Origin of the sequence: Citrobacter sp. wls711, assembly GCF_005281055.1 — a bacterium.
In the GTDB taxonomy this organism is placed as follows: Bacteria; Pseudomonadota; Gammaproteobacteria; order Enterobacterales; family Enterobacteriaceae; genus Citrobacter; species Citrobacter gillenii.
Map to the genome: position 1 here is coordinate 85,370 of NZ_SZXC01000026.1, position 16,919 is coordinate 102,288.

A 16,919-nucleotide genomic window follows, 5' to 3' on the forward strand; every position below is an offset into this window, starting at 1 on the left:
CCTGAAATTAACGAGGGGTTACGTTAACGCTGGCGATTTCTTCTTCAGTCAAGGGGCGGTATTCGCCGGGCGCAAGATCGTCATCCAGTTTGATGGCGCCGATTCGCTCACGGTGCAGTTCCACAACATGGTTGCCAACGGCGGCAAACATACGCTTAACCTGATGATAGCGCCCTTCGCTAATGGTCAAGCGCACTTGGGTTGGCGTAATCACTTCCAGCACCGCCGGTTTTGTCAGATCTTTTTCGTTATGCAACTGTACACCACGGGTAAACTGTTCGGCGGTATCTTCCGCCACCGGCGACTCTAACGTCACCAGATAGGTTTTCTCACAATGGTGACGCGGGGAGGTGATGCGGTGTGACCACTGACCGTCATCGGTCATCAGTACCAGCCCGGTGGTGTCGATATCCAGACGCCCTGCCGCATGCAGCTTGTGGGCAACAGGTTCATCGAGGAAATAAAGCACTGTCGGATGATCCGGGTCTTCCGTGGAGCACACATAGCCCTGAGGCTTGTTGAGCATAAAATAGCGCGGGCCATTTTGCTGAGTCAGTGAATTACCGTCGTATTCGACGTCATGTTCTGGCAGCAGTTTAAAGGCGCTATTTCTGACGATTTCGCCATCGACGGTAACGCGGTTACCACGGATTTCACGCCCGGCAATAGCGCGGCTGACGCCGAGTTGCTGAGCGATAAATTTATCAAGTCGCATGAGTGTGATTTTGCCTGTAACAATACGGAAATCGAGCGTTATGCCCGAAAAGTGGAGCCGTTTTCCGCTCAGTATAGCGGGCTAACAACTTCCCTCAAGGGAAAAAGATTCGTGGCATACTATTCATTGTTATTGTTTACCCTAGTGAGACCATGACTTTTACACTTCGCCCTTACCAACAAGAAGCCGTGGATGCCACGCTCAACCATTTTCGCCACTACCGCACACCTGCGGTCATCGTCCTGCCAACCGGGGCGGGTAAAAGCCTGGTGATTGCTGAACTGGCGCGTGTGGCGCGTGGGCGCGTATTAGTGCTGGCGCATGTGAAGGAGTTGGTCGCACAGAATCATGCCAAATATTGTGCGTTGGGGCTGGAAGCCGATATCTTTGCCGCTGGCCTGAAGCGTAAAGAGAGCCACGGTAAAGTGGTTTTCGGCAGCGTACAGTCGGTGGCGCGTAATCTGGAAGCGTTTCAGGGTGAATTTTCCCTGCTCATCGTCGACGAGTGCCATCGCATTGGTGACGACGAAGAGAGCCAGTATCAGCAAATTCTGACTCACCTGACCCACGTCAACCCTCACCTACGCCTGCTCGGACTGACCGCCACGCCTTTCCGCCTCGGTAAAGGCTGGATTTACCATTTTCATTATCACGGTATGGTGCGCGGCGATGAAAAAGCGCTTTTTCGCGACTGTATTTATGAGCTGCCGCTGCGCTACATGATTAAGCACGGCTATCTGACGCCGCCAGAGCGCCTCGACATGCCGGTCGTCCAGTATGACTTCAGCCGCCTGCAAGCACAAAGTAATGGTTTGTTCAGCGAAGCTGACCTCAACCATGAGCTGAAAAAACAGCAGCGGATAACACCGCATATCATCAGTCAGATTATCGAGTTTGCTCAGACGCGCAAAGGCGTCATGATATTTGCCGCTACCGTGGAGCACGCGAAAGAGATTGTTGGTCTGCTGCCCGCAGACGATGCCGCACTGATCACCGGTGACACGCCTGGCGCAGAGCGAGATGTGTTGATTGAGGATTTCAAAACCCAGCGCTTTCGCTATCTGGTCAACGTAGCGGTGCTGACCACCGGGTTTGACGCCCCACATGTCGATCTCATTGCGATCCTGCGCCCCACCGAGTCCGTAAGCCTGTACCAACAAATCGTCGGACGTGGGCTACGCCTGTCGCCGGGAAAAACGGATTGTCTGATCCTCGACTACGCGGGCAATCCTCACGATCTTTACGCCCCGGAAGTCGGTGCGCCAAAAGGAAAAAGCGACAACGTTCCGGTGCAGGTATTCTGCCCCGCCTGCGGGTTTGCTAACACCTTCTGGGGTAAGACCACAGCCGATGGCACGCTGATCGAACACTTTGGCCGTCGCTGCCAGGGTTGGTTTGAAGATGATGACGGTCACCGTGAACAATGTGACTTCCGCTTTCGTTTTAAAAACTGCCCACAGTGCAATGCTGAAAATGACATTGCCGCTCGCCGCTGTCGGGCATGCGATACCATACTGGTCGATCCGGACGATATGCTGAAGGCGGCGCTCAGGCTCAAGGATGCGCTGGTACTGCGCTGTAGCGGCATGGCGTTACAGCATGGCCAGGATGACAAAGGTGAATGGCTGAAAATAACGTATTATGATGAGGATGGCGCCGACGTCAGCGAACGATTTCGTTTGCACACCCCCGCTCAACGTACCGCCTTTGAACAGCTGTTTATTCGCCCACACACCCGCACGCCCGGCGTCCCTATACGCTGGATAACCGCCGCCGACATCCTGGCGCAGCAGGCGCTGTTACGCCATCCCGATTTTGTGGTCGCTCGCATGAAAGGTCAGTACTGGCAGGTACGTGAAAAGGTCTTTGATTACGAAGGCCGCTTCCGACGGGCACATGAATTGCGCGGTTAATCGTACTTTTGATTGATGTACCCGTCATTTGAGGATAGAATCTCGCCCGCTTTTGCATACGCAAAGCAGATCACTTACCTGTTGCTGGGTCGCCTGTAGCAGGAATTATTAAAGAGAGATTTAAATGTTTACTATTAACGCTGAAGTACGTAAAGAGCAGGGTAAGGGTGCGAGCCGCCGCCTGCGTACCGCTAACAAGTTCCCGGCAATCATCTACGGTGGCGCAGAAGCCCCGATTGCTATCGAACTGGATCACGATTCAATCATGAACATGCAAGCTAAAGCTGAATTTTACAGCGAAGTTCTGACCATCGTTGTTGACGGTAAAGAAGTTAAAGTTAAAGCTCAGGCTGTACAGCGTCACCCGTTCAAGCCAAAACTGTCTCACATCGACTTCGTTCGCGCGTAATCGCCAACAAGTTGAAGAAAAACCCCGCCTCGGCGGGGTTTTTTATGCGTTTAATTTAGTTTGACGACATTAAGAGCAACGAGAACCCACTTTGCTTTTCCGCTTTCTTAAATCTCGTCAAATTCAATTAACGCCTCCCCTAATCGAGGATCTGTAGTTTCCGCTGCTGTATTCATACCTTTAAGCCGATTGAATAATGCCCGTTGACGAACGCTGGCACTTTCCGGTTTCCACGGCAAAATTCGTATTGGCATAGTTTGCCCTTCATTCAACGCATCAAATACCTTTTCATTGGTAAGTAAGTCGCCGCCGCTCCATGTCTTGCTATCAAACTGAAAATCAAAAAAGACATGGAGTTCCAGTTCATCTACGCGCACTCGACGCTTTGCATTATCGATGCTTATTTCCACCTTCTCTTTATGTGTCAAAGTAGCATCAAGATTGAGTCCATACCGTTTCAACTGCCCCTTATCGTAATAGTAACTCATGCTGGAATAGGTTGATTTAAAAGCAAATCCAGTAATGAATAAACCAGTAAATAAGAACAGTGGGCATATGGACAAGCTCAGTAACCAGTTGGCACCATGAGTATAAAACAGTACCAACGAGAGAACGGTGAACACAATACCAAGCATCAACATCATCAAAAATGTTACAATGTGCGCGTAAAAAACCTGCCGAAATAAACTGAAATTAACAGGCGGCTTCTGACGTATTCCTTTACTCACTACTGCGTCCTTTTATGTAGTATGCCCTTATTTCCCGCCAGAAGTACGACGCTGCAGCTGATCGCGCAGGTTAGGCGGCGTACCTTTGATGGTTAAGGTGTCCGTTGCCGGATCCCAGAAAATACGTTCACCCAGCAGCATGGCGTCGAAGTTGATGGTTAACCCACCGCCGCTACCGGCAAACTTGGTTAACTGACGCAGCGTACTGCGATCTGCCGGGAAGCTCTCTTCCAGCTCATAGCCTTTATCCGCGGTAAATTCACTGAAGCTGACCTCACTGACGCCGGAAAGCTCTTTTGACAGAGACTCCAGTTCAATCTCTTCACCGGCCTGAAGCTGCTCGTTGCAGTAGCTGTAAACCTGCTGACGCACGTTCTGGCGTTCAGCTTTATCCAGTTGAGCTTCGGCAGTGAAGTCGTCTACCGCCTGCAGCAGGCCACGGTTTTGCGCTTTCGCATTCAGTCCTTCGCTGGCCCCGAGGAAATCCATAAAGAAATCGGCAACTTTACGTCCTACCCTTCCTTTCAGGAACGTCAGATACCGCGTGGACTCCGGGTTGGTTTCCCACTCGGTTAAATCAATACGCGCCACGATATCAGCATGATTGATATCCAGATAGTGCGTCGGGTTGATATCCAGATTTTCATTCACGCGCATGCTGCTTAAGTTGTTCAGCACCGCCACCAGCAGATACTCTACCGCCAGGTAACGGTAATGACAGAACAGCACGATGCCGCCGTCAGCAAACGGATACTTCGCCAGCTCATCGCGCAGACGCCCGGTTGCGGCACGACTGAACGCCAGAAAATCCTCTTCGCCCTGACGCTGCAAACGCAGCGTTTGCGCCAGTTCGCTCTCTTCGCTAAACAGGCCATAGGCTTTATTCTTGGCGCTATATACCCGATGCAGCTCAGCCATCATCTCGACAACGGTCGCCGTCGGCTCCAGTAATGAATCGCGCAAGACCAGCTCAAGGTTCTGCTCATCACGCTTGATAAGCTGGTGCAGGGCAATCTGGTTGATATCCAGACTCATGATAAACTCTCCTTTAAGACCGGGCGGTATTCAACCACCTGCCGGGCAGTGACGCAATAGAAGATAAAAAAGCAGAAAAAAAACTGTCGCTACGGTAATATGTTGCCCTTTCATGAACAGACAGATTTCGATTTATGCCACAAATTTCCCGCTATAGTGACGAACACGTTGAACAATTGCTGAATGAAATGCTCAACGTACTGGAAAAACATAAGGCACCGACCGATCTTTCCCTGATGGTACTGGGAAACATGGTCACTAACCTTATCAATACAAGCGTCGCACCGGCCCAGCGCCAGGCGATTGCGAATTCATTTGCCCGCGCATTGCAGTCTTCGATAAACGACGACCAAGCGCACTAAGAGCCTGCTCCGGGGAAACGAACAACAGTTTATGGTAACTCATCGTCAACGCTACCGTGAGAAAGTCTCCCAGATGGTTAGCTGGGGGCACTGGTTCGCCTTGTTCAACATTCTGTTGGCCATGGTGCTCGGTAGTCGTTACCTGTTTGTCGCCGACTGGCCGACAACGCTTGCAGGTCGTGTTTATTCTTATCTGAGCGTTGTAGGGCATTTTAGCTTCCTGGTGTTTGCCGCCTATTTGCTGATCCTGTTCCCCCTGACGTTTATCGTCATGTCCCAGAGGCTGATGCGATTCTTATCAGCCATCCTGGCGACCGTGGGCATGACGCTGCTGTTGATTGACAGCGAAGTGTTCACCCGTTTCCACCTGCATCTCAATCCGATTGTCTGGGAACTGGTCATTAACCCCGATCAGAACGAAACGGCGCGTGACTGGCAGCTGATGTTCATCAGCGTGCCGATTATTCTGCTAATAGAAATGTTGTTTGCGACCTGGAGCTGGCAAAAGCTGCGCAGCCTGACGCGTCGCCGTCATTTCGCGAAACCTTTAGCCGCTTTCTTTTTCGTATCGTTCATCGCATCGCATGTGGTGTACATCTGGGCGGACGCCAATTTCTATCGGCCGATCACTATGCAGCGCGCAAACCTGCCGCTGTCTTACCCAATGACAGCGCGTAAGTTTCTGGAAAAACATGGTTTGCTGGATGCGCAAGAGTATCAGCGCCGCCTGATCGAACAAGGTAATCCGGAAGCGGTCTCCGTGCAGTATCCGCTTAGCGATTTACGCTATCGTGATATGGGTACCGGCCAGAACGTCCTGCTGATCACCGTAGACGGTCTGAACTACTCACGCTTTGAAAAACAGATGCCAGCCCTGGCGGAATTTGCCGGGCAAAATATTTCCTTCACGCGCCATATGAGTTCCGGTAATACCTCCGATAACGGTATTTTTGGCCTGTTCTATGGCGTGTCGCCAAGCTATATGGACGGCATTCTGGCAAGCAGAACGCCTGCCGCGCTGATCTCTGCCCTGAATCAACAAGGTTATCAGTTGGGGTTATTCTCCTCTGATGGCTTTACCAGCCCGCTCTATCGCCAGGCGCTGCTGTCAGACTTCTCCATGCCAAGCGTGCAGACACAATCTGACGAACAAACGGCGAACCAATGGATCAACTGGCTGGGCCGCTACGCGCAGGAAGATAACCGCTGGTTCTCATGGGTCTCCTTTAACGGGACCAACATTGATGACAGCAACCAGAAGAACTTTGTTAAACGCTACGCCAACGCGGCTCAGGACGTAGATGCGAACATTAACCGCGTTCTGGGCGCCCTGCGTGATTCGGGTAAGCTCAACAACACGGTGGTGATTATTACCGCCGGTCGGGGTGTCCCACTGTCGCAGGATGAGAATCGCTTCGACTGGTCGCGCGGTCATCTTCAGGTTCCACTGATAATTCACTGGCCGGGTACACCCGCTCAGCGCATTAACAGCCTGACCGATCATACCGACCTGATGACCACGCTGATGCAGCGCCTGCTGCACGTCAGCACGCCGGCGAACGAATATTCTCAGGGTCAGGATTTGTTTAATGCCACGCGCCGCCACTATTGGGTAACGGCCGCCGACAGCAGCACAATGGCGATTACCACTCCAGAAATGACGCTGGTGCTCAACAACAACGGTAACTATCAGACCTATGATTTGCGCGGCGAGAAGATTAAAGATCAGAAACCACAGCTGAGCTTACTGCTACAGGTCCTGACGGATGAGAAACGATTTATTGCTAACTGATTAATTATAAATCAGTTAGTAAACCATCCTCTTGCAATCGTGGTGGAAAGCAGTAGTATTAGCGCCATAGTGTCGGCACGTAGCGCAGCCTGGTAGCGCACCGTCATGGGGTGTCGGGGGTCGGAGGTTCAAATCCTCTCGTGCCGACCAAAATTCCCCAAAAAAACCAACCTTCTACGGTTGGTTTTTTTATGTCTGTTTTCTGTACGGAGAAGCAATGGGGAATTATCGGGGAAAAACCCCGGCGCAGAGCATCGACTTCACTGTAAAATTTCAGCTCTACATATCACCGGGAAGTCATCAAACTCGTTTATGAAAAAGGGATTTTGATGGTCTGCCTGGTGCAAAAGATATCATTCTGGGCGAGTTGAGCTCTTCCTCGATACTGATGTTCGGGTTAAACCGATGATGGCCCTGCCGGCGATCAACACCGATGCCAGCAAGCATGTGAAAGAGCAGATAAGCCGTACTGTTCAGGCCAGTTAATATCTTGGGCCTCTTCTGATTTGATGCGACTAATCCATACGCAATACTTTTCCATACAACCAAAAGAGTCAATTCACTTTCTGTAGCCATACTAAGGTGAATGGCCTCCTGAAACAGTGCTATTTTTTGAGAAAATTAATTTAAGATACTCATCCTTTTGTAGTTTTGTCTGAAACAGCTGAGCAGCCCTTTCCACATATTCATCATCTACCTATGGCTTCCCATTCCACTTAACATACATACCCTCAGGAGCTTAAGAAAAAGGATTTTCTGGTAATTTTCAAGGCTTTTAATATTAATAGCTTACCTATTTCTGATGTCGTAGATAATTTCTCCACAATAGTCTTCAACCACAGACCACTTCGTATTAGCAACTTCAAATTTACAAAGTTGCTGACGTAACCAACCATCGACATAGCAAAGATTGCTATTTTTGATTTATCATCACTTACCGTTTTCTGTCCAGCCAAATACACCGCGTACAGATCGCATCCCAAAGTGAATGAAGCCGAGAATATTTCAAAGTCATACAGTAGCCAGCCCAATCATAATACCTTGCAATCACTTTGTAATGACAGGGCTGATTTATTCAGCAACCAGATGATTTATAGTAATTTAATTTTAAAGAATTCAGAATTTGTCCCGGAAAGAAACATTCCCAATGCTTTAGGGTAGGAGTACCATTAGCGCACAAAACAATACAAATCGTATGGATATACTATGTCCGTAAACGGAACAATAAACCCCACGTCGGGAACTCCCATAGCCCCGGAGGTGTCAGGCAACTTACAATAGGAGAGATTGCACTAGCCAGGACGCTGTTTGGTGGGAGTATTATCTATAGCAAGGTGTGGGTACACCGTGAAAGCTATCTCCCCTTCAACTTACAACCCGTAGATATTGCCATGACGCCAAACGGTGAACTTTGGTTTAGAGAGGGAACATATTCACCTGATTTTTCATTAGATATACTAGAGAAAAAACACAGATTCATGCATGAGATGGTTCACGCCTGGCAAGCACAGAAAGGTATGTTTGTTAGAACCAGAGGTTTATTCTCTCGTTTCGCTGATTACAGTTACAGTTTAGATAAGGCTGACTTTCTTCACTATGGATTAGAACAACAGGCATCAATAGCCAGCGATTATTGGTTGATACAAGCATTTGGGCTTAACAGAGATACTTACGCCCTGGTTAAATACCGTAACCTCAATCCTAATGAATCTATTCATTCAATACTATCTATATATAAATCTGTTATGAAAGGATTCTCCGGATGAAAAGATTAATAATAATGCCATTGGTATTAATACTATCTGGATGCCCCGGTGGTATGCCTGCACCACACCCAAGAGTTACTTTTATAAATGGCAATTATCTCTGTTTTAGCACTGATCAAAAAGATGTATTGAACTACTACCGAATCGAATCAAGTCAGAGTAAGGGATATCACATCGAAAAATCAGAATATGACTTACAACTTTCATATCCGAGAGATTGCATTGATTTTAAATGGAGTTATGGTTATTCCTATACAGTGTCATATGGATTGAGTGGCAAGGACTATGTACATAAATTCTTTATAGATAATAATGGACAGCTAACAAATATGGAGTATTGATTATGTCATTACCAGCTTATTTATTTTTATATGATGAAAACGGAATACAGATTCCGGGAGATTGTTTATCTTTAGGCCGTGAAGGTGCTATAGAAGTCATGAATAGTAGCTACGGTGTTCGACAACCTGTAGATAGCAATACTGGCAGCATGACAGGCTGTAGGCAGCATGATCCCGTAATTGTGCATAAGCAACTTGATAAAGTAAGTCCTTACTTAGCTGTAGCTGTTTGTGAAGGAAAGAGACTGCAAAAGGCAGTCATTAAATATTATGAAACTATAGAAGCGGGGATCGAAGTAGAGATTTATAATATTACTCTGGAAAATGTCGTTATATCCTCTGTAGATTTTACACATGTCTACTATCCCGGTAGTTCAACCCCTAACATGCATGAGGTAGTGGGTTTTCGATTCCATAGCATTGAATGGAATTATGTTAGAGGGAATATTAAATACGATGATGCCTGGATGAAACCAGCAAAGAAAGAACAGCAACAATAAATAAAGGGGCATCACGCGCCCCCTATTCCATCAATAAATTTTAAACTCTACAATATCAGAGTGTGGGTAAGGTGGTACCCATTCCTGATGAAGAACGACGGTAATCCACCCACCCTCCGCTTCTTACCGTTCCCCCTCTCTTCAGCACAGGTTTTACTACTTACCCATGCACAAATTGGGGTAAAATTTATCCTCTCATCAGCGCGATGAATCTGGACGATTGATGCGCTGAAAACAATAATGATACTAATAAAACTCAGGAGAATAGTATGCCTGAAGCAACGCCTTTTCGGGTGATGATTGTCGACGACCACCCACTCATGCGGCGAGGAATCAGTCAATTACTGCAGCTGGATAGCGCATTTGATGTGGTTGCCGAAGCCGGCGACGGCGCGAGTGCTATCGATCTGGCAAACCGGCTTGACCTGGATGTGATCCTGCTGGATCTCAATATGAAAGGTATGAGCGGACTGGATACCCTGAATGCGCTGCGCCGGGATGGTGTCACAGCACAAATTATCATTCTTACCGTATCGGATTCCGCCAGCGATGTTTATGCCTTAATCGATGCTGGCGCCGACGGTTATTTGCTGAAAGACAGCGATCCGGAAGTGTTGCTTGATGCTATTCGCAGCGGCGCGAAAGGTGGCAAAGCCTTCAGCGAACGCGTCAGCAGCTACCTGCGAGAACGTGAACTGTTTGGCGCAGAAGAAGATCCATTCAGCATGCTGACCGAGCGTGAACTGGATGTGTTACACGAACTGGCACAGGGACTGTCAAACAAACAGATCGCGTCAGTGCTGAATATCTCCGAACAAACAGTAAAGGTGCATATTCGCAATCTGCTGCGCAAACTTAACGTGCGTTCTCGCGTTGCGGCTACCATCCTGTTTTTACAAACACGCGGCATGCAATAACCAGATATTGCCCGATGGCGCTACGCTTATCGGGCCTACAAGTCGCGTGCATCGGTAGGCCGGACAAGACGCTTTGCGTCGCCATCCGGCATCTTCCACGCTTATTTTTCCTGCGGCGACAACTGTTCCAGCGCTTGTTTAATGCTGCGCTCAATCACCGAGCGGCGAGTATCGTTGGCAGGTAATAATTTCAGCATCATTTCCCACGCGGCGACCGCTTCGCCAAAACGCTGCTGCTCAAACGCATTAAACGCATACATGCTCAGCACACGGACGTTGGCATGATCGCTCCTGACCAGTTGGCTTAACAGTTCCCCTCCCCGACGGTTATCGTCCGGATCGGAGGATCGAGTCAACGCTTCCGCATAGCCCAGCGCGGCATCGCTATTTTTCGGATCCAACCGGTAAGCGTTAGCGTAGGCTTCGGTCGCTGTACTGGCATTGCCTAATACCATGCCAATACGCCCGAGCATGATCCAACCTTCAACGTTTCCGGCGTCAGATTGCAGCCGCGTACGCAGCCCCAGCGCCAGGCGCGTCATATCTTCTTCATTCAGCGGCTCGGCTTTCGGATCCAACGCGCGTTCCAGCAATGCCGGAGCCTGGGCGGTGGCCTGCTGCCAGACTTTTACCTGTTTATAATTACCGGTGTGATAATAGCTCACCGCGCCCACCACCAACGCAATAACAACGCCAGGTGCAAACAACCACCATCCACCCCGCGTGCCATCCGGTGTGATATCGTCAGGAAATTCTTCCTGCTTCAGGCGAACGCGACGACGAGAGCGGGCGAAAATAATCCAGCCTCCCAGACCAATCGCCACCAGCGGCATCACCCACAGCAGTACGGTCAGCGGTGTCAGAGGCGGATCGTAGGTTACGAAGTTGCCATAACGCGCCACCATGTAATCGACGATCTCTTTCTGGCTTTTCCCTTCCTGCATCAGCTCATACACTTTCTGACGCAGGTCGGTGGCAATCATTGAGTTAGAATCAGCGATGCTGTTGTTCTGACATTTAGGACAACGCAGCTGCTCGGTAAGCTGGCGGAACTGCTGTTCCTGCGCTTCGTCCTTGAACTGCATCACATCGATAGTGGCCAACGCCGAACCGGAGACTATCAGCATCAGCACGCCCAATAAAAATCTCATTGCGCAGCCTCCTTACTGTACTTATCCCACAACGGTTTGAGCTCGCTCTCCCACACCCTGGCGTTTAAATCACCGGCATGGCGGTAACGAATAATGCCTTTACCGTCGATCAGGAATGTTTCCGGCGCGCCGTATACCCCCAGATCCAGACCCAGCATTCCGTCGCCGTCAAACAGGCTCAGCGCATACGGATTACCCAGCTCTTTCAGCCAGACGATAGCTTTCTGACGATCGTCTTTGTAGTTCAGACCCACAACCCGAATGCCCTGCGCGGAAAGCTGGTTCAGATACTGATGTTCAGCGCGACAGGTCGGACACCAGGTCGCCCAGACGTTAAGCAGTACCGGCTTGCCCTGCGTAAGCACATCGGCCTGATAATGCTGACCCGGGTTCTCCAGCGACTCCAGACGGAATGTCGGTACCGGTTTACCGATCAGCGCCGACTCCAGATTTGTAGGATCGTCGCCCTGCGCGTTACGTGCCAGCTGCCACAGCAACGCTGCGGCAATCACGAGAAAAATAATAAACGGAATTAACAGTGCGTTGCGCTTCATACAGCCTCCGGCGCTTTTTCTTGCCCGGCAGTGCGGGGACGCGTGCGCTGGCGATAGCGCGGATCAAACAGGCAGAACAATCCGCCCAGCGCCATCAGTAACCCTCCGGCCCAAATCCAGCGAATAAACGGTTTGTAATACAGACGCACGGCCCATGCGCCGTTGTCCAGCTCCTCGCCCAGCGCCGCGTACAGGTCTCGGGTAAACCCGCCGTCAATGGCCGCTTCGGTCATCATCGAGCTGGTGCTGTTATAAAAGCGTTTTTCCGCATGCAGCGTCGCTTCCGGTTTGCCGTCACGCGTGACGCCAATAATCGCGACACCGCCGCGATAGTTAGGACCGGTGATATCTTTCACCTCACGGAAGGTGAACTGGTAATCATGAATGCCAACGCTGTCGCCCGCCTTCATGCGCACATCGCGTTCAACGCTGTAATTCTGGCTAAACGCAATACCGACGATAGTGACGGCAAGCCCCACGTGACCCGATACCATGCCCCAGTAACTCGGCGTCAGCTTCGTGCCGCGTGAAATACGCAGAAATGCCTCAGACATGGCCAGCACAAATATCCAGCAGGCCATTGCCATGCCGACGACGGTCATCGCGGCAATGCGATCCTCAAACAACCACGGCAGCAGCACGGACATTACCAGCGTGGTGACAAAAGCGATAATCAGCAACGTTTTTAGTTTGCGCGGTCTGTCGCGTCCCCAGCGCACCAGCGGCCCAATCCCCAGCAACAGCGCGAACGGTGCCATCAGCCAGGTGAACATGGTATTAAAGAACGGCTCACCAATCGAAATACTGCCCAGCCCCAGCTGTTTATGCACCAGCGGCAGCAGCGTGCCCAGCAGGACTACCAGCATGGCGGCAATCAGCAAAACGTTGTTCCCCAGCAGCAGCGATTCGCGTGACCACAGCGCGTTATTGACCCGCGAGCGAACCTTATGCCCACGTACCGCAAACAGCAGCAGAGAACCACCAATCACCAGCACCATAAAGGCCAGGATAAACATCCCGCGCGACGGGTCGGAGGCGAAGGCATGTACCGACACCAGCACGCCCGAGCGCACGAGGAACGTCCCCAACAGGCACAGTGAGAACGCGCAGATCGACAGCAGTAACGTCCAGGCCTTAAAGCTGGCGCGTTGCTCCGTAACGGCCAGGGAGTGCATCAGCGCCGTCCCCACCAGCCACGGCATAAACGAGGCGTTCTCTACCGGATCCCAGAACCACCAGCCGCCCCAGCCCAACTCGTAGTAAGCCCAGACCGAACCGAGCACAATACCCAGCGTCAGAAACACCCACGCCGCCAGCGTCCACGGGCGTGAAAAACGGGCAAAGGTGCTGTCCAGACGCCCGCTCATCAGCGCTGCAATGGCAAAAGCAAAGGCAACGGAGAAGCCGACATAGCCCATATACAGCAGCGGCGGGTGGAAAATAAGTCCCGGATCCTGCAACAGCGGGTTCAGATCGCGCCCTTCTATCGGGAAGTCCGGCAGCGTGCGGGAAAACGGGTTGGAGGTAAACAGAATAAACAGCAGGAAGCCGACGCTAACCATCCCCATCACCGCCAGCACGCGGGCGACGATATCCAGCGGCATACGCTGACTAAACAGCGCCACGGCAAAGGTCCAGCCGCTCATCAGCAGCACCCACAGCAGCAGCGAGCCTTCATGCGCGCCCCACGTAGCCGCCACACGATACCAGACCGGAAGCTGGGTATTGGAGTTACTGGCGACGTAGGTCACGGTAAAGTCATTGACCACAAAGGCGTTAATCAACACCAAAAACGCGCCCATCACACAGATAAACAACAGCCAGGCAAAGGGCCGTGCAGAGGCCATCATCCGTACATCGCCGCGCGCAACGCCCCACAGCGGATAAACCGAGAGCAGCAATGCGACGCCAAGCGCCAGGCACAGCAGCCCGTTGCCAATTTCAGGCATCATGACGTTTTATCCTTATACACACTTTCCGGGCGACGATGGTTTTCCTGCATCGCTTTTTCGACTTCCGGCGGGGTGTAATTCTCATCATGTTTGGCGAGAACTTCTTTTGCCTGAACATGATTCCCCTCACCCAGCTCACCCTGAACAACGACGCCCTGCCCTTCACGGAACAGATCCGGCAGGATGCCTTCATACGTCACATCCACCACGCCTTCAGCGTCATAGATGCTGAAATTCACCTTCAGCGATTGCGGGTCACGCTTTACACTGCCCGGCATGACCATGCCACCCACGCGCAGGCGTTGGCCGACTTCTGGCATCTGCTGGGTTTCACGCTTGCCGTAGAGGATTTCGCCCGGCGTATAGAACAAGTCGATATTGGAACGCAGTGCGTAAAGCACCAGCGTGATGGTCAATGCCAGGCCCGCCAGTACCGCACAGGCTATCCATAGCCGATTTTTACGTCGAATATTCACGCCGCCTCCCGTTGTACTTGCGCCGCACGCATGCGGGCTTCTCTTGCCCGCTGCTGCGCCACGCCGCGTAAAATCGCGCGGTGCTGTAGCGCGGAATGTAGTACCAGCACCGTCAGCGGGATAACGCTCATCGCCACGGCCAGCCAGACATACAAGGCGTAACCGCCCATGGCGAAAAAATCACTCCAGGATGCAAATGCAGGGGTCATTGGCGGCCTCTTTTTAAGATCAGTTCACTCACCCACGGGCGGCGTTTTTCCATCAACAAAATCAGGTTACGCATGCGCATCAGCGTCAGCGTGACAAACAGTAACAGGTAACCGACGATCGCCAGACGCAGCGGCGCGCGCATCGCCGGGTCGATGCTTTGCTGCATACGGGTTGACCCCTGGTGCAGCGTATTCCACCACTCTACCGAGTAGTGAATGATCGGTAAGTTCACCACGCCAATCAGCACCAGAATCCCCGCGGCACGCCCTGCTACACGGCGGTCATCAAATGCGTGCCACAGCGCAATCGCGCCAACGTAGAGAAACAGCAGCACCAGTTCAGAGGTGAGTCTGGCATCCCACACCCACCAGGTTCCCCACATCGGTTTACCCCATGCAGAACCGGTCACCAGGGCAATAAAGGTAAACACCGCACCAATGGGGGCCATCGCCGCCAGCGCCAGATTGGCCATTTTCATCTGCCAGACCAGGCCGATAAACGCGGCAACCGCCATCGAGGCGTAAATGCCCATCGACCAGATTGCCGCCGGGACGTGCAGGTAGATGATGCGATAACTCTGTCCCTGCTGATAATCCGCGGGTGCAAAGCCAAATCCCCAGATCCAGCCCGTTACCAGTACCACTGCGCTGGCAATGGCCAGCCACGGGATAAACCAGCCACAGATCTGATAGAGCCGTGGGGGCATCGCCAGTTGATGAAGTATTTTCCACATAGTTCAGTCACCAGACTCAAGCAAAACAAATGAAATTACCTTAGTGCCAGATGGCCGCGCTTGCGCCTTATCCAGCCTACAGTTACTGCACGCTAATACGTAGCGCCGCCGCTGTCGCAAACGGACTTAACGTCGCGCTGCCAACCAACAGTGCACCCAGAATTGCCATGTAGCCTTCAACGGGTAAGTGCATTGAGGCAGCATCCATCGCGGCGGTAGCAAAAATCAGTAATGGAATCGTGAGCGGTAGCACCAGTACGCTTAACAATACGCCGCCACGCTTTAATCCCACCGTTAACCCCACGCCCGGTGCCCCGAGAAAACCCAGTGTCGGCGTGCCGAGCAGCAGGGTTAGCGCCATAATCTGCCACCCGTACATATCCATGCCCAGCAGCAACGCCACCAGCGGCGAGAGGATCAGCAGCGGCAGGCCAGTCACTACCCAATGCGCCATCACCTTCGCCAGCACCACAGCCGGTAACGGTAACGGCAACAGCATCAGCTGCTCAAGGCTACCGTCCTGCAGGTCATCACGGAATAAGCGTTCCAGCGCCAGCAACGACGCCAGTAATGCCGCCACCCAGATAATCCCTGGTGCAATGCGCGCCAGCAGCTGTGGCTCTGGGCCAATGCTCAGCGGGAATAACGTAATCACAATCAGGAAGAACCATAACGGATTGGCGATCTCCGCACTATGACGAAACGCAACCCGCAGTTCTAAACGGAAAATTCGCCACATCATTGCGCTGTCCTCTCGCGGGTCAGCGCGATGCGCCGCACTTTATTGGTTTCTACATTGAGAGGTTGGTGAGTCGTCAGAATAACAACTCCGCCCTGCTCCGTATGCTGTGCCATACGTTGGGTGAGACGCTCAACGCCATTAACATCAATCGCGGTGAACGGTTCATCGAGGATCCACAGTCGGGCGCGGGTTAGCCACAGGCGAGCCAGCGCAACACGACGCTGCTGCCCGGCGGAGAGCTGATTGACCGGAATATCTTCATATCCGGCAAGACCTGCCTGTGCCAGCGCCTCCAGACACTGGGCGATATCGCCATCATGATGGAAAAAGCGCAGATTCTCCAACGCCGAAAGCCGGGTTTTTATCCCCGGCTGATGTCCGATCCACAGCAGTTCCTGATGGAAATTGTCCCGCACCTGATGCAGCGGTTGACCTTGCCAGAGAACGTCTCCGGCATCAGGACGAGCCAGCCCGGTAAGCAACCGCAACAGGGTCGTTTTCCCCGCACCGTTACTTCCGGTAATTTGCACCCATTCCCCTGCGTTAACGCGAAATGACAGCTCGCTAAACAGTATTCTGTCATCTCGCTCACAGAGCAGTTCTCTGGCTTCAAGCATCCTGAT

At 51.8% G+C, this 16,919-nt stretch carries 19 protein-coding genes, 1 tRNA gene and 1 pseudogene; 10 read left to right on the forward strand and 11 right to left on the reverse strand.

All coding sequences use genetic code 11. The features are described from left to right. Positions 1–7 precede the first annotated feature (7 nt). The gene (rsuA, locus tag FDW98_RS11845) at positions 8–715 is read right to left on the reverse strand and encodes a 16S rRNA pseudouridine(516) synthase RsuA (protein WP_096756451.1); all 708 of its coding nucleotides are present in this window, start codon (positions 713–715) and stop codon (positions 8–10) included. A gap of 152 nt (positions 716–867) precedes the next feature. On the opposite strand from rsuA, the gene FDW98_RS11850 reads away from it, so the two are divergent. Then, positions 868–2,628 (forward strand): DEAD/DEAH box helicase, encoded by a 1,761-nt coding sequence (locus FDW98_RS11850; RefSeq protein WP_096756450.1) that lies wholly within the window; start codon positions 868–870, stop codon positions 2,626–2,628. 124 nt (positions 2,629–2,752) lie between these two features. Beyond that, positions 2,753–3,037: a 50S ribosomal protein L25 gene (gene rplY / locus FDW98_RS11855; RefSeq protein WP_096756449.1), complete on the forward strand. Its 285-nt coding sequence runs from the start codon at positions 2,753–2,755 to the stop codon at positions 3,035–3,037. A gap of 107 nt (positions 3,038–3,144) precedes the next feature. On the opposite strand, the gene FDW98_RS11860 is transcribed toward rplY, so the two are convergent. Beyond that, a complete protein-coding gene (locus FDW98_RS11860) occupies positions 3,145–3,765 on the reverse strand; it encodes a hypothetical protein (RefSeq protein ID WP_096756448.1) in 621 nt (206 codons plus the stop codon). A gap of 27 nt (positions 3,766–3,792) precedes the next feature. Beyond that, a complete protein-coding gene (gene yejK, locus FDW98_RS11865) occupies positions 3,793–4,800 on the reverse strand; it encodes a nucleoid-associated protein YejK (protein WP_005129293.1) in 1,008 nt (335 codons plus the stop codon). A 134-nt stretch (positions 4,801–4,934) separates the two neighbouring features. Between yejK and FDW98_RS11870 the strand changes: the two genes are divergently transcribed. From FDW98_RS11870 to narP, 8 genes and pseudogenes are all read left to right on the forward strand, one after another. Next, entirely contained in the window at positions 4,935–5,162 is a 228-nt protein-coding gene (locus FDW98_RS11870; protein WP_096756447.1) for a YejL family protein, read from the forward strand. A gap of 31 nt (positions 5,163–5,193) precedes the next feature. Further along, positions 5,194–6,954 carry an LPS biosynthesis-modulating metalloenzyme YejM gene (yejM, locus tag FDW98_RS11875; protein WP_096756446.1) on the forward strand — a complete coding sequence of 587 codons (1,761 nt, stop codon included), beginning with the start codon at positions 5,194–5,196 and terminating at the stop codon, positions 6,952–6,954. A gap of 73 nt (positions 6,955–7,027) precedes the next feature. Next, a tRNA-Pro gene (locus FDW98_RS11880) sits at positions 7,028–7,104 on the forward strand. A 184-nt stretch (positions 7,105–7,288) separates the two neighbouring features. Continuing rightward, positions 7,289–7,440, forward strand: a pseudogene (locus tag FDW98_RS23645) (hypothetical protein). 905 nt (positions 7,441–8,345) lie between these two features. Continuing rightward, complete coding sequence (locus FDW98_RS11890; RefSeq protein ID WP_249935701.1) at positions 8,346–8,720, forward strand: type IV secretion protein Rhs; 375 nt, start codon at positions 8,346–8,348, stop codon at positions 8,718–8,720. Continuing rightward, on the forward strand, positions 8,717–9,061 hold the full coding sequence (locus FDW98_RS11895) for a putative T6SS immunity periplasmic lipoprotein (protein WP_096756444.1): 345 nt from the start codon (positions 8,717–8,719) through the stop codon (positions 9,059–9,061). Before FDW98_RS11890 ends, FDW98_RS11895 begins: the two co-directional genes overlap by 4 nt. A 2-nt stretch (positions 9,062–9,063) precedes the next feature. Beyond that, entirely contained in the window at positions 9,064–9,561 is a 498-nt protein-coding gene (locus tag FDW98_RS11900; RefSeq protein WP_096756443.1) for a type VI secretion system tube protein Hcp, read from the forward strand. 269 nt (positions 9,562–9,830) lie between these two features. Beyond that, positions 9,831–10,478 carry a nitrate/nitrite response regulator protein NarP gene (narP, locus tag FDW98_RS11905; protein ID WP_096756442.1) on the forward strand — a complete coding sequence of 216 codons (648 nt, stop codon included), beginning with the start codon at positions 9,831–9,833 and terminating at the stop codon, positions 10,476–10,478. A 101-nt stretch (positions 10,479–10,579) separates the two neighbouring features. Here the strand turns inward: narP and FDW98_RS11910 are convergent, their stop codons facing one another. From FDW98_RS11910 to ccmA, 8 genes are all read right to left on the reverse strand, one after another. Further along, positions 10,580–11,629, reverse strand: a complete 1,050-nt coding sequence (locus FDW98_RS11910; RefSeq protein WP_096756441.1) for a cytochrome c-type biogenesis protein CcmH — start codon at positions 11,627–11,629, stop codon at positions 10,580–10,582. After that, on the reverse strand, positions 11,626–12,183 hold the full coding sequence (gene dsbE, locus FDW98_RS11915; RefSeq protein ID WP_096756440.1) for a thiol:disulfide interchange protein DsbE: 558 nt from the start codon (positions 12,181–12,183) through the stop codon (positions 11,626–11,628). Before dsbE ends, FDW98_RS11910 begins: the two co-directional genes overlap by 4 nt. Next, positions 12,180–14,135: a heme lyase CcmF/NrfE family subunit gene (locus FDW98_RS11920; protein WP_096756439.1), complete on the reverse strand. Its 1,956-nt coding sequence runs from the start codon at positions 14,133–14,135 to the stop codon at positions 12,180–12,182. Before FDW98_RS11920 ends, dsbE begins: the two co-directional genes overlap by 4 nt. Further along, positions 14,132–14,611, reverse strand: a complete 480-nt coding sequence (gene ccmE / locus FDW98_RS11925; protein ID WP_096756438.1) for a cytochrome c maturation protein CcmE — start codon at positions 14,609–14,611, stop codon at positions 14,132–14,134. Before ccmE ends, FDW98_RS11920 begins: the two co-directional genes overlap by 4 nt. Next, positions 14,608–14,820, reverse strand: a complete 213-nt coding sequence (ccmD, locus tag FDW98_RS11930) for a heme exporter protein CcmD (protein ID WP_096756437.1) — start codon at positions 14,818–14,820, stop codon at positions 14,608–14,610. Before ccmD ends, ccmE begins: the two co-directional genes overlap by 4 nt. Beyond that, the gene (locus FDW98_RS11935; protein WP_096756436.1) at positions 14,817–15,554 is read right to left on the reverse strand and encodes a heme ABC transporter permease; all 738 of its coding nucleotides are present in this window, start codon (positions 15,552–15,554) and stop codon (positions 14,817–14,819) included. The genes ccmD and FDW98_RS11935 overlap by 4 nt, the downstream gene beginning before the upstream one ends. A gap of 82 nt (positions 15,555–15,636) precedes the next feature. Continuing rightward, on the reverse strand, positions 15,637–16,296 hold the full coding sequence (gene ccmB, locus FDW98_RS11940) for a heme exporter protein CcmB (RefSeq protein WP_045445367.1): 660 nt from the start codon (positions 16,294–16,296) through the stop codon (positions 15,637–15,639). Continuing rightward, positions 16,293–16,919, reverse strand: a complete 627-nt coding sequence (gene ccmA, locus FDW98_RS11945) for a cytochrome c biogenesis heme-transporting ATPase CcmA (RefSeq protein ID WP_096756435.1) — start codon at positions 16,917–16,919, stop codon at positions 16,293–16,295. The genes ccmB and ccmA overlap by 4 nt, the downstream gene beginning before the upstream one ends.